This is a genomic window from Labrenzia sp. THAF35, assembly GCF_009363595.1.
Lineage (GTDB): Bacteria > Pseudomonadota > Alphaproteobacteria > Rhizobiales > Stappiaceae > Roseibium > Roseibium algicola.
In genome coordinates this window covers 5,408,407-5,421,944 of record NZ_CP045380.1, presented here as the reverse complement: position 1 = coordinate 5,421,944, position 13,538 = coordinate 5,408,407, and the positions used below count along the sequence as shown (strand labels likewise).

12 protein-coding genes are annotated in these 13,538 nt (G+C 60.4%); all 12 read left to right on the top strand.

Features of this window, described 5'->3' with window-relative positions; all coding sequences use genetic code 11:
* Nucleotides 1-62 precede the first annotated feature (62 nt).
* A complete protein-coding gene (locus tag FIU93_RS24945; RefSeq protein WP_152507075.1) occupies nt 63-1,631 on the top strand; it encodes a sugar ABC transporter ATP-binding protein in 1,569 nt (522 codons plus the stop codon).
* Nucleotides 1,628-2,626, top strand: coding sequence for an ABC transporter permease (locus tag FIU93_RS24940; RefSeq protein WP_055659123.1), 999 nt, complete (start codon nt 1,628-1,630; stop codon nt 2,624-2,626). The genes FIU93_RS24945 and FIU93_RS24940 overlap by 4 nt, the downstream gene beginning before the upstream one ends.
* Nucleotides 2,623-3,033 carry a D-ribose pyranase gene (rbsD, locus tag FIU93_RS24935; RefSeq protein ID WP_152507074.1) on the top strand — a complete coding sequence of 137 codons (411 nt, stop codon included), beginning with the start codon at nt 2,623-2,625 and terminating at the stop codon, nt 3,031-3,033. Before FIU93_RS24940 ends, rbsD begins: the two co-directional genes overlap by 4 nt.
* Nucleotides 3,030-3,956 (top strand): ribokinase, encoded by a 927-nt coding sequence (gene rbsK / locus FIU93_RS24930; protein ID WP_152507073.1) that lies wholly within the window; start codon nt 3,030-3,032, stop codon nt 3,954-3,956. The genes rbsD and rbsK overlap by 4 nt, the downstream gene beginning before the upstream one ends.
* 79 nt (nt 3,957-4,035) lie before the next feature.
* Nucleotides 4,036-5,025, top strand: a complete 990-nt coding sequence (locus FIU93_RS24925; protein WP_075284489.1) for a LacI family DNA-binding transcriptional regulator — start codon at nt 4,036-4,038, stop codon at nt 5,023-5,025.
* Nucleotides 5,026-5,176: 151 nt separating this feature from the next.
* Entirely contained in the window at nt 5,177-7,471 is a 2,295-nt protein-coding gene (locus FIU93_RS24920) for a bifunctional salicylyl-CoA 5-hydroxylase/oxidoreductase (protein WP_022997661.1), read from the top strand.
* Entirely contained in the window at nt 7,468-8,211 is a 744-nt protein-coding gene (locus tag FIU93_RS24915) for an SDR family oxidoreductase (RefSeq protein ID WP_077290317.1), read from the top strand. Before FIU93_RS24920 ends, FIU93_RS24915 begins: the two co-directional genes overlap by 4 nt.
* Entirely contained in the window at nt 8,211-8,693 is a 483-nt protein-coding gene (locus tag FIU93_RS24910; RefSeq protein ID WP_055659133.1) for a MarR family transcriptional regulator, read from the top strand. Before FIU93_RS24915 ends, FIU93_RS24910 begins: the two co-directional genes overlap by 1 nt.
* Complete coding sequence (locus tag FIU93_RS24905; RefSeq protein WP_055659135.1) at nt 8,683-9,483, top strand: enoyl-CoA hydratase family protein; 801 nt, start codon at nt 8,683-8,685, stop codon at nt 9,481-9,483. Before FIU93_RS24910 ends, FIU93_RS24905 begins: the two co-directional genes overlap by 11 nt.
* A complete protein-coding gene (locus tag FIU93_RS24900; protein WP_152507072.1) occupies nt 9,483-10,637 on the top strand; it encodes an acyl-CoA dehydrogenase family protein in 1,155 nt (384 codons plus the stop codon). Before FIU93_RS24905 ends, FIU93_RS24900 begins: the two co-directional genes overlap by 1 nt.
* Nucleotides 10,638-10,640: 3 nt before the next feature.
* Nucleotides 10,641-12,260, top strand: a complete 1,620-nt coding sequence (locus FIU93_RS24895; RefSeq protein ID WP_152507071.1) for an AMP-binding protein — start codon at nt 10,641-10,643, stop codon at nt 12,258-12,260.
* Nucleotides 12,261-12,396: 136 nt separating this feature from the next.
* Entirely contained in the window at nt 12,397-13,533 is a 1,137-nt protein-coding gene (locus FIU93_RS24890; protein WP_152507070.1) for an ABC transporter substrate-binding protein, read from the top strand.
* Nucleotides 13,534-13,538 lie beyond the last annotated feature (5 nt).

Sequence of the window (13,538 nt, the reverse complement as noted above, 5' to 3'; positions counted from 1 at the left end):
CTCCCGCCCGGTCAGCTTCAGGGCGGGAGCTGTTTATCCATCAAAAAACGACTGGACGCACCATGGCAGCAGCATCGCTCGCCGCAGCGCCCGCCGCTGCACCGGACCGTGCTTTCCTGACGGTCGAGGGTCTGAAAAAGCATTTCGGTGGCGTCAAGGCACTGGACGGGGTCAGTTTCTCCCTGGATGAAGGCGAGGTTCATGCGCTCGTCGGAGAAAACGGCGCCGGCAAATCCACCCTTATCAAGATCCTTTCAGGCGTGTTTCCCTACGACGCGGGTCAGATCGCCCTGGCAGGCGAACCTTACCGCCCAATGAGCCCGCATGACGCCAAGGATCATGGCGTTCAGGTGGTTCATCAGGAATTCAACCTGCTTGAACATCTCACCATCGCCGAAAACATCTCCATAGAACATCTGCCGAAGAACAGCCTCGGTCTGTTGGACCGCAAGGAAATGAACCGGCGCGCGCGCAAGGCACTGGATGCAATCGGACTGACGGATGTGGACGTCACCGCTCCAGTCCGCTCTCTCGGAATTGCCCATCGCCAGCTGGTCGAAATTGCCCGAGCGTTGCAGTCGAAAAGCCGGATCCTGATCCTGGACGAGCCGACCGCAACCCTGACGGAACGCGAGACCAGACGCCTGTTTGACATCGTTGCCGGTATCAAGGCGGACGGGGTCACCGTGGTATTCGTCTCGCACCACCTCGATGAGGTGTTTGCCATCTGTGACCGTGTCACCGTGTTTCGAAACGGCAAGACCATTGCGACCGATCTGATCAGCGAGACCACTCCGGAAGGTGTTGTGCAGCGGATGGTGGGGCGCAAGCTTGCCGCCGAACAGGACGAACAGCCCGATGGCCATGCGCTTGGCGCAAGCGCATTGAGGCTGGAAGACCTTCTGACCGCTGCAAATCCCGGGACAAACGGGGTTTCACTTGATCTGCTTTACGGCGAGATTGTCGGGATATCCGGACTTGTCGGGGCAGGGCGTACCGAAATCCTGCGCGGCATCTTCGGGATCGATCCGCTCAAGTCCGGCAAGATCTACCGTGATGGCGTGGAAGTGCGCTTCAAGGGGCCGCGTGACGCCATTGCTGCGGGCATCGGTTTCGTCACCGAAGATCGCAAGGACGAAGGCCTCATTCTGGACATGCCCATTGCTGCCAACATATCGCTGGCCAACATGGGCTCGGTCTCGCGCAAAGGGCTTTTGAAGCTGGCCGAGGAAACGCGCCAGGCCATCGCAAGCGCCGCCCGGCTGACCCTCAAATACGGACGGGCCTCGGATCCTGCCTCGAGCCTCTCCGGCGGCAATCAGCAGAAGGTTGTTCTGGCCAAATGGCTGGCGCGCAATCCGAAGGTGTTGCTGCTCGACGAGCCGACACGCGGTGTGGACGTCGGCGCCAAGGCGGAAATCTACGCCATTCTGAAAGACCTGGCCCGAGAAGGGGTTGCCTTGCTTGTCGTCTCTTCGGAAATGCCGGAGCTGATGACACTGGCCGATCGCATTCTGGTGCTTGCCGAACATGAGATCCAGGGCGAAGTGAAACGACCGGATTTCTCTGAAGAAAACATTCTGAAACTGGCCTACGGGCAAACGCCGAGCGCCGGGGAAAACGACAAATGACAACCGAAACCTTGAGTGAAACGGCCGCCGCCGCACCGAAGTTCTCCATCCGGACGGTGTTGCACAACGCAGGCATCGGCCTGGCTCTGCTGGCGCTGATCGTCTTTTTCTCGCTCTTCACCGAGCACTTTCTGACGCCCAACAACATCACCAACATCCTGACCCAGATCACCATCAACCTGGTGCTGGCCGTCGGCATGACTTTCGTGATCCTGATCGGCGGCATCGATCTGTCTGTCGGCTCGGTGATGGCCTTTGCAGCCGTTGTTGCCGGCAAGGCGATCACCTTGCCCGGCTTTGGCCCGGCTGAGGCGATTGCGCTAGCCGTGGTCGCAGCCACCCTGACCGGCGTCTTCTGCGGCTTTCTCAACGGTGCCATCAGTGCCTACTGGTCGCTGCCGTCCTTCATCATCACGCTCGGCATGCTGAACATTGCCCGCGGCGCAGCGCTGCAGGTTTCCGAGGCACAGACCATCTATTCCTTCCCCTTCGCGTTCGAGGAATTCGGGTCCGCCATGGTTTACGGTGTGCCGGTAGTGTTCCTGGTGGCGCTTCTACTGGTGTTCATTGCCTGGTTCGTGCTGAACTTCACGGTCTTCGGCCGTCTGATCTACGGTATCGGCAACAACGAGGAAGCTGTCCGGCTGGCCGGTCATTCGGTGGCTCGCTACAAGATCGCCGCCTTCACCATCTGCGGTCTGACCGCCGGGATTGCCGCGGTCGTCTATATGGCACGCCTCAACATCTCCAGCCCGATTGCCGGCATCGGCTTTGAACTCAACGCCATTGCTGCCGTCATCATTGGCGGCACCAGCCTCAGCGGCGGGCGCGGATCGGTCATCGGGACGCTGCTGGGGGCCTTCATCATCGGTGTCCTCGCCAACGGGCTCATCCTGATCGGCCTCAGCGATTTCATGCGCCAGATGATCACCGGTGTCGTCATCATCGTTGCCGTCATCCTCGACTACTACCGTGCAAAGTACGCATCCAAATGAAACGCACAGCCCTTTTGAACCGCCACCTGAGTTCGCTTGTTGCTTCTCTCGGGCACCTGGACGAAATCGTTGTTGCCGATGCCGGTCTGCCTGTCCCGGCCGGTGTGAAGGTGATCGACCTTGCCGTCACTGCAGGGATGCCGAGCTTTCGCGAACTGCTGACCGCACTGAAGTCCGAACTCGTCATTGAAGGTGCCGTCTGGGCAGAGGAGGCATCTGTGGAACTGACCTCGTTGATGCAGCATGAAGTGGCTTCCTGGGCGGAGGAGACGGGTAAGGCGATTACCGTTTCAAGGCTTACGCACGAGGCTTTCAAGCACCGGACGCAAACGGCCAGGGCCGTGATCCGCACCGGCGAGGTGACCCCCTACGCCAACATCATTCTCATCAGCGGAGTTGCGTTTTGACGTCCGTTACCGTTGTCGGCAGCATCAATATCGACCTCACCAGCTATCTCGCCCGCTGGCCGAAAATTGGCGAGACGATTTCCGTTCGCGAAACCGTCACCTCGCTGGGTGGGAAGGGGGCCAACCAGGCTGTCGCCGCCGCCCGTCTGGGAGCCAGTATCAACTTCATCGGTGCCGTCGGCAAAGATGGCTTTGGCGCGGAAGCCGCCGCAGCCCTCCGGCCAGAAGGGGTTGCGATCCTTCTGGAGGAAATGACCAACACCGCAACCGGTCTTGCCTTCATTGATGTCGGCCCTGACGGGCAGAACATTATCCGCCTCTCCGCCGGTGCAAATGGCAGGCTGTCACCGGAAAATGTCTCGAAATATGCAGATATCCTCCGCAAGAGCCGCGTCCTGCTTCTGCAGAACGAGATCGGTCTGGAAACATCGCTGGCCGCCGCGCGGATTGCCCGTGAGGCGGGTGCGCTGGTCATCATGGATCCGGCACCCGCGCCGGACCCTGCTTGGCCCGCTGAAGTTCTGTCCAGCTTTGATATCCTGACACCAAATGCGGGTGAGGCAGGCGGCCTGTTGGGAACAGAACCGCAAACACTGGCCGAAGCCCGCGAGGCGGCAGGTGCGTTGCGCAGCTTGGGCTTGCGCGGGGCCGTCGTCACCATGGGGGCAGACGGAGTTGCCTGGTCAAACGACGGCAGTACCGGCGCCTTGCCAGCGCCAAGGGTTCGCAGCATCGATACGGTTGCCGCCGGTGACTGTTTCAACGGTGCTTTTGCAGCAAGAATAGCCTCGGGCAAGTCGATTGAGGATGCAATTTCGTTCGCCATGCAGGCGGCGGCCCTGGCAACAACCCGCAAGGGAGCGGCAACATCGTTGCCACGTCTGGACGAGATGGAGGCTTTCCCCGCCCAACGCATTGCCTGAATGCATTCATTTGCTTGATCGGATCACCGAGGAATGGTTCAAGGGGGCAACGCCTGGGGCGCGGGGAGAAACGCAAAACATGCCAACAATCAAAGACGTCGCACGCAAAGCCGGTGTGTCCGTTGGTACTGTCTCCCGCGTTCTGTCCAAAAACGAGTCGGTCAAGCAGCCCCTGAAGGAGCGCGTGCTCGCGGCTATGAAGGAGCTGGACTACAAGCCCAACCTGGCTGCCAGGGCTTTGCGCACCAACAGCATCGACGTGATCGGCCTAGTGGTGCCGGATATCACCAACCCTTTCTTTTCCCAGCTCGCCAAGAATATCGAGATGGAAGCCGCCAAGCGGGGCCACTCCGTGATGCTCGCAAATTCCCATGACGACGCGGAAGCCGAACAGACCCAGATCGCGGCATTGCTGGACAGGGCCGTGTGCGGGGTCATCGTGGTGGCAACCTCCGACGGTGGCCAGACACACAAGGCCGACGTGCCGATCGTTTCGCTCGACCGCCGTTTCGGTCCCTATCCGCTGGTCGCAACTGACCATTTCGACGGGTCGGCGAAAATCGCCGATCATCTCGTCGGCCTCGGCCATCGCCGCATCGCCTATATCGCCGGCCCGCAATCCATGGAAGTGGCCCGCCAGCGGCGGGAGGGCTTTGTTGCCCGGATCAAGGCCCTGTCAACGCCGGAAGATCCGATCACGCTTACTGTCCACGAAGGTCATTTCGATTACGACAGCGGTGAAGACATCGGCCGGTCAATCCTGAAAGACGCTTCCCAGGAGACGCGCCCGACAGCCATTGCCGCCGCAAGTGACCAGCAAGCCATCGGTGTCTTGCGCTGCGCCCGCGATCTGAAGATCGCCATTCCGGCGGATCTTTCCGTCACCGGCTTCGATGACATTGCACTGGCAGCTCTCGTGGTCCCGCGTCTCACCACCTTGCGTCAGCCCATTGAACAGCTGGCCGGGTCAGCGGTTGCAAGGATCTTTGCCGGGGAGGCTGCGGCCGACGAAGCGATTGCCGGGGAGATCGTGGTGCGGGAATCGACTGGCAATATCCCGAATTCCTGAGACGCATTGAACGGTTCCGGACCTGTATCCAGCCTGACATAAAAGATGATTTGCAGATCGATACCGTGATTTATTTCAAGCTTGAAATTTTAGGCTTGAAATAAATACCTCCCTGTGGTTTGCTGAGCATACCACAGCAGGGGAGGTTCGTATGCGGATTGCTTGTCTGGGCGGGGGACCTGCCGGTCTCTATTTCGCCATCTCGATGAAACTGCGAGACCCATCCCACGAGATCGACGTGATCGAGCGCAACCGCGCCGACGATACGTTCGGTTGGGGCGTGGTGCTCTCCGATGAGACCCTTCAGAACCTTGCGGTGAACGACGCTGTCAGCGCCAAGGCCATCGGCGAGAATTTCGCTTATTGGGACGACATTGCCCTTCATATGCGTGGTGAACGTCTCGTCTCCACCGGGCATGGTTTCTGCGGCATCGGTCGCATGAAATTGCTGCTGCTCCTTCAGGAGCGCGCCCGCGAGCTCGGCATCAACCTGAAGTTCGAAACCGAAGTCGACAGCGCCGAGGATTATCGCAAGGACTACGATCTCGTGGTGGCCAGCGACGGTCTGAATTCCAAGACACGCACGCTCTATCAGGACACGTTCAAACCTGACATCGATCAGCGCCTTTGCCAGTTCGTCTGGCTCGGCACGCATCAGAAATTTGCCGATGCCTTCACCTTCATCTTCGAGGAAACCGAACACGGCTGGGTCTGGGCGCACGCCTACCAGTTCGATGATGAAACGGCGACCTTCATCGTGGAGTGTACGCAGGAAACCTTTGACGCTTTCGGCTTTGGCGAAATGAGCCAGGAAGACAGCATCCGGACCTGCGAGGAAATCTTCAAGGATCACCTTGGCGGCCATCCGCTGATGACCAACGCCAAGCATATCCGGGGCTCCGCCTGGATCCGCTTCCCGCGTGTTCTGTGCGAGAAGTGGAGCCACGAGAATGTGGTTCTGCTCGGCGATGCTGCCGCAACGGCGCATTTTTCCATCGGTTCCGGCACCAAGCTTGCCTTTGAATCGGCAATTGCGCTCGCGGAATACCTGCACACCGAAGCGGATATGGCCGCTGCTTTCAAGCGCTACGAGGAAGACCGGCGCCTGGAGGTGCTGCGTCTGCAGTCCGCAGCGCGCAATTCGCTGGAATGGTTCGAACACGTCGAGCGTTATCTCCATCTCGATCCGGTCCAGTTCAACTATTCCATGCTGACCCGTTCCCAGCGCATCAGCCACGAGAACCTGCGTCTGCGGGATCCGAAATGGCTGGAATCTGCCGAGCGCTGGTTCATGAACCAGGCCGGCGTTTCCCCGAATTCTCCCGTGCGCGCACCCATGTTCACGCCGTTCAAACTGCGCGAGATGGAGTTGAAGAACCGCATCGTTGTCTCGCCGATGGCGCAGTACAAGGCCGTTGATGGTTCGCCGACCGACTGGCACATGGTCCATTACGCCGAGCGTGCCAAGGGCGGGGCAGGTCTCGTCTTTGTCGAAATGACCTGCGTCAGCGCCGAGGGTCGGATCACGCCAGGCTGTCCGGGGCTCTATGCGCCTGAACACGAGGCGGCCTGGAAACGGTTGACCGATTTCGTGCATGCCGAAACAGATGCCAAGATCTGCTGCCAGATCGGCCATTCCGGCCGCAAGGGGTCCACGCGGATCGGCTGGGAAGGCATGGACAAGCCGCTTCACGACGGCAACTGGGAACTTGTTTCGGCGTCCGCGATCCCCTGGTCAGACGGCAATGCCGTGCCGCGCGAGATCACACTTGCCGAGATGGACGCGATCAAGGCGGAGTTCGTTGCCGCAGCCGAAATGGCTGAGCGCGCCGGCTTCGACATGATCGAGCTTCATGCGGCTCACGGCTACCTGCTGTCGTCTTTCATTTCGCCGGTGTCCAACGCACGGACGGACGAGTACGGCGGCTCACTGGATAACCGCATGCGCTGGCCGCTGGAGGTCTTCAACGCCATGCGCGCTGTCTGGCCTGATCACAAGCCGATGTCTGTTCGAATTTCTGCCTGCGACTGGGTGGGCGAGGAAGGCATCACGCCGGACGATGCGGTCGAGATAGCTCGCCGCTTCCGTGATGCCGGCGTCGATCTGGTCGACGTCTCCGCAGGTCAGACAACCCCGAAGGCGCGTCCGGTCTATGGCCGCATGTTCCAGACGCCGTTCTCAGACCGTATCCGCAACGAGGGCGGGCTGCCGACAATGGCTGTCGGCAATATCTACGAGGCAGACCACGCCAACTCGATCCTTATGGCGGGCCGGGCAGATCTTGTTGCTGTCGGCCGTCCGCATCTGGCGGATCCGTATTGGACGCTGCATGAAGCAGCCAAGATCGGTGACCGGAACGCCACCGACTGGCCGTTGCCGTATCTCGCGGGCCGCGACCAGATGTGGCGTCTGGCCGATCGGGAAGCGGAGATGTTGAAGGTATGAGTGTCGCTTGCCGCCATATCCTTGTTACCGGTGGCGGCAGTGGCGTCGGTGCCGCTTGTGCCCACCTCTTCGCTGAAAAAGGCGCAAAGGTCACCATTCTCGGCAGGACGGAAGCAAGCCTTGCCGAACAGAAGCTGCCGTACCAGGTATGCGATGTAACCGATGCGCAGGCCGTCCAGGCAGCCGTTGCTGCGGCGCGGACGGTCAATGGTCCGGTTGATGTCGTGGTCGCCAACGCAGGGGCTGCCAGCAGCAAACCCTTTGCCCGAACCTCCGCGGAAGACTTTCAGGCCATGCTGGCGGTCAATCTCTTCGGCGTGTCGAATGTCTGGCAGGCTGTCCTGCCGGACATGAAGGCGAGCGGCTGGGGCAGGATGATCGCAATTGCCTCCACCGCCGGTCTGCGCGGCTATCCCTATGTAAGCGCTTATAGCGCCGCCAAACATGCCGTCGTCGGGCTGACGCGCTCGCTGGCGCGGGAACTGGCCAGAACCGGCATCACCGTCAATGCGATTTGCCCCGGCTTCATCGAGACGCCGATGCTGCATCGCTCCATTGACACGATTGTCGAAAAGACCGGCATGAGCCGGGAAGCCGCGGCTGACAGCCTGAAAGCGGACAATCCACAGGGACGCTTCATCCAGGTGTCTGAAGTGGCCGAAGCTGCGCTCTATCTGTGTTCTGATGGAGCGGTGTCCATCAACGGTCACGCGCTGACACTTTCGGGAGGAGAGCTGTGATGGCGGAAACCGCAGCGAAGCAGGAAGCCCTGTCCAAGACGCGTTTGCGCCTGTGGCTGAAGCTGTTGAAATCCGTCAATGGCATTGAAGCTGAGATCCGCCGGAACCTGCGTGACCAGCATGGCACGACGCTGCCGCGGTTCGACGTCATGTCGGCGCTCGCCCGCTTTCCCGACGGATTGAAAATGTCGGAATTGTCCACGTTCCTGAAGGTGTCGAACGGCAATGTCACCGGCATTGTCGACAAGCTGACCGAGGAAGGTCTGGCCCTGCGTGTCGCCGTTCCTGGTGACCGGCGAGCCCAGGTGGCCCGGTTGACGCCGAAGGGCAGAGCCGCCTTCGAGGAACTTGCAACCCATCACGAAACCTGGATCGACGAACTGCTGGACGGCTGGTCGGCGGAAGACATCGCGGCGCTTTCGAGCCGCCTCGATCTGGTCCTGAAACGTCAAAGCCAAGAGGAGAGCGGCAATGCGAAGTGACGTGACGCATTTCAAGTGTGAGATCGCGAACGGCATTGCGCGGATCGCGCTCGACCGCCCTGAACGCAAGAACCCGCTGACGTTCGAAAGCTACGCCGAGCTGCGCGACTGGTTCCGGGATCTCGTTTATTCGGACGATGTCCATGCAGTGGTGATCCTGCCGAACGGCGGCAACTTCAGCTCCGGTGGCGACGTGCATGATATCATCGGCCCGCTGACGAAGATGAACATGAAGGAGCTCCTGGCCTTCACCCGCATGACCGGTGATCTGGTGAAAGCCATGCTCAACTGCGGCAAGCCGATCATATCCGCGGTCGACGGCATTTGCGCCGGTGCTGGTGCCATCATGGCCATGGCGTCCGATCTGCGCGTTGCGACACCGGAGGCCAAGGTTGCCTTCCTGTTCAACAAGGTCGGCCTTGCCGGCTGCGACATGGGTGCTTGCGCGATCCTGCCACGTATCATCGGGCAGGGCCGTGCGGCGGAGCTGCTTTATCTCGGTCGTTCGATGAAGGCCGAGGAAGGTCATGCGTGGGGGTTCTTCAACGCGGTGGTGCCGGCGGGTGAGCTGGATCAGGCGGCCATGGATATGGCCGGCCGTATTGTTGCCGGACCGACCTTCTCCAACTCCATGACCAAGACCATGCTGGCGCAGGAGTGGTCCATGGGCCTGGATCAGGCCATCGAGGCGGAAGCCCAGGCGCAGGCAATCTGTATGCAGGGCAACGACTTCCGCCGGGCTTACGAAGCCTTCGTGAAAAAAGAAAAGCCGGTGTTCGAGGGCGACTGATGTCGGATAAATCTTTCCTCCACTGGCCGTTCTTCGAAGAAAAGCACTGGCGTCTCGCTGAAGAACTGGAGATCTGGGCAGGATCGCATCTGGCTCATGTTGACCATTCGGACACGGACGCAGCCTGCCGTCATCTGGTGACAGCGCTCGGCGATGCAGGCTTCCTGCAGCACAGCGGTGCCCCGGACGGCAAGCTGGATGTGCGCAGCCTCTGCCTCATTCGCGAAACGCTGGCCCGTCATGACGGCCTGGCGGATTTCGCCTTTGCCATGCAAGGCCTCGGAACCGGTGCAATTTCCCTGTTCGGAACGGACGACCAGAAAGCCGAATGGCTTCCGCAGACGCGCACCGGCAAGGCGATCTCCGCCTTCGCGTTGACCGAACCTCAGTCCGGTTCCGACGTTGCCAATTCGACCATGACCGCCACCGACGATGGTGATGCCTATGTGCTCGACGGTGAAAAGACCTGGATTTCCAACGGTGGTATCGCCGACGTCTACACGCTTTTTGCAAGAACCGGCGAAGCACCCGGCGCAAAGGGTTTGTCGGCCTTCATCGTGACGCCTGACCTTGAAGGTTTCGAGGTTGTCGAACGCCTGGAAACAATCGCGCCCCATCCGCTTGCCACACTGCGTTTCACCGGCTGCCGCATTCCGAAAAAGAACATGATCGGCACGCCGGGCGCAGGGTTCAGGATTGCGATGTCTGTCCTGGACATTTTCCGCTCGACGGTTGCCGCCGCCGCCCTGGGCTTTGCCCGCCGGGCGCTGGATGAAGCGCTTTCACGGGTGACGACACGCGAAATCCAGGGTTCTCCGCTGTTCGATCTGCAGCTGGTGCAGGGACATATCGCGGACATGGCGCTGGATGTCGATGCCGCAGCCCTGCTGATTTACCGTGCCGCCTGGACCAAGGACAGCGGCGCCCCCCGCGTGACGCGGGAAGCTGCCATGGCAAAACTCTTTGCCACCGACCAGGCACAGAAGGTCATCGACAAGGCCGTGCAGCTTCACGGTGGCGATGGTGTTCGCTCGGGCATGCAGGTCGAAAAGCTCTATCGAGAAATCCGTGCCTTGCGCATCTACGAGGGTGCGTCGGACGTTCAGAAAATCATCATCGCGCGCCAGACCCTTGGCGCCTTTCAGGGAGACTGATCCATGCTTGGTCCCTCCGCACACGTCGATACCTTTACCCGGGACAACCTGCCGCCGGAAGAAAGCTGGCCCGATTTCCTGCTCGATGGGTTTCAGTATCCCGAACGTCTCAATGCAGGCGTTGAGCTTACCGACAGGATGGTGGAACAGGGACTGGGGGATCACACCGCTCTGATCGGGAATGGCCGCCGCCGAACCTACAAGGAACTTGCGGACTGGACCAACCGGCTGGCGCATGCACTCACCGAAGATCTTGGTGTGAAGCCGGGCAACCGGGTGCTTATCCGTTCCGCCAACAACCCGGCAATGGTCGCCTGCTGGCTCGCCGCAACCAAGGCCGGTGCCGTTGTCGTCAACACGATGCCCATGCTGCGCGCGGGCGAACTTTCCAAGATCGTCGACAAGGCGGAAATCGAGTTCGCACTGTGCGACACGCGTCTCATGGACGAGATGGTCGCCTGTGCCAAGACATCATCCTTCCTGAAGAAGGTGATTGGCTTCGACGGCACGTCAAACCATGATGCGGAGCTGGACCGGCTCGCGCTGGAAAAATCCGTGCTCTATGAGGCTGTCCCGACCGGACGCGATGACGTCGCCCTGCTGGGCTTCACGTCCGGCTCCACGGGCACGCCCAAGGCCACGATGCACTTCCACCGGGATTTGCTGATCATTGCCGACGGCTATGCCAAGGAAGTTCTGGGTGTCACACCGGACGATGTCTTCGTCGGCTCACCACCCTTGGCCTTCACTTTCGGTCTTGGGGGGCTTGCAATCTTCCCGCTGCGGTTCGGCGCTGCAGCCACGCTACTGGAAAGCGCGACGCCGCCGAACATGATCGAGATCATCGAGAAATATAAGGCAACCGTCTGCTTCACCGCACCGACCGCCTATCGCGTGATGCTGCAGGCCATGGAAGAGGGGGCTGACCTTTCCTCGCTGCGCGCCGCGGTCTCCGCCGGTGAAACTCTGCCGGGTCCCGTTTATGACGCCTGGATGGCCAAGACCGGCAAGCCCATGCTGGACGGGATCGGCGCTACGGAGATGTTGCATATCTTCATTTCCAACCGCTTCGACGACCACAAGCCTGCCTGCACCGGAAAACCCGTTTCCGGATACGAAGTCAGGATCCTCGATCAGGACGGCAAGGACGTCGCTCCAGGTGAAGTGGGGCGTCTTGCAGTGCGCGGTCCCACCGGATGTCGCTATCTGGCGGACGATCGGCAGGGGCAGTACGTGATCGATGGCTGGAACATCACCGGTGACAGCTTTTCCATGAGCGAGGACGGCCATCTGCACTTTGCCGCCCGCAATGACGACATGATCATCTCCGCCGGCTACAACATTGCAGGCCCGGAAGTGGAAGCGGCACTGCTTGCGCACCCTGCTGTCCAGGAATGTGCCGTCATCGGTGCGCCGGATGAGGAGCGCGGTTCCATCGTGCAGGCCCATGTGGTTCTTGCTGCGGGGTACGAAGCCTCAGACGACCTTTCCAAGGCATTGAAAGATCACGTTAAAGCGACGATCGCGCCTTACAAGTATCCACGCTCGATCATCTTTGCGGACGCCTTGCCGAAAACCGAAACCGGCAAGATCCAGCGCTTTCGGCTGCGTCCGGACGCCTGACCAGACCCTCGCGTGGGGCACGCGGGACACTAAAACGACAAGCCCCTTGCTGACCGTGCCGCGATAACGAAGCACGGCGGTCCAAACTAAAAAAACGAATGGGAATAGCAGGTCACAAGACCAAGAGGAGCAGCATATGAAATTTGTAACAATGGCGGCCGCAGCCGCTCTCGCACTCGGCCTTTCCAGCGCCAACGCGGAACCGGTGAAGGTCGGCATGATTACCACTCTGTCTGGTGGTGGTGCAGGCCTTGGCATCGATGTGCGCGATGGCTTCATGCTGGCTGTTAAGCAGGCCGGCAACTCGGATCTGGAAGTGGTGATCGAGGACGATCAGCAGAAGCCGGACATCGCCGTGCAGCTGGCCGACAAGATGATCCAGTCGGAAAAGGTGGACGTCCTGACCGGTATCATCTGGTCGAACCTCGCCATGGCCGTGGTGCCGTCCGCAACCGCGCAGGGCAAGTTCTACCTGTCGCCGAACGCAGGCCCCTCCGCGCTGGCCGGCAAGGGCTGCCACCCGAACTATTTCAACGTCGCCTGGCAGAACGACAACCTGCATGAAGCTGCCGGCGCCTATGCCAATTTCGAAGGCCTGAAGAACAGCTTCCTGCTTGCGCCGAACTACCCGGCCGGCAAGGACGCGCTGACCGGCTACAAGCGCATGTACAAGGGCGAGTTCGCGGGCGAAATCTACACCAAGCTGGGTCAGACTGACTACGCAGCTGAAATCGCGCAGATCCGTGCCTCCGGTGCAGACAGTGTCTATTTCTTCCTGCCGGGCGGCATGGGGATCTCCTTCCTGAAGCAGTACAAGGACTCCGGTGTCGATCTGCCGGTCATCGGACCTGCTTTCTCCTTCGATCAGGGCATTCTGCAGGCCGTTGGCGATGCGGCGCTCGGTGTCAAGAACACCAGCCAGTGGAGCAAGGACATCGACTCCCCGGCCAACAAGGCCTTTGTTGAGAGCTTCCAGGCCGAGTACGGCCGCCTGCCGTCGCTCTACGCTTCGCAGGGCTTCGATACCGCCAATCTGCTGCTGTCGGCCATGGCCAAGGCGGACGTGAAGGATGCTGATGCGTTCCGCGCGGCGCTGGAAGAAGCTGATTTCGCTTCCACTCGTGGTGGCTTCAAGTTCGGTCCGAACCATCACCCGATCCAGGACATCTACGTCCGCGAAGTCATCAAGGAAGGTGACGTCTACACCAACAAGATCATCGGCAAGGCCTTGACCAGCCATGCGGATGCCTACTGGTCCGAGTGCAACATGTAAGGTAT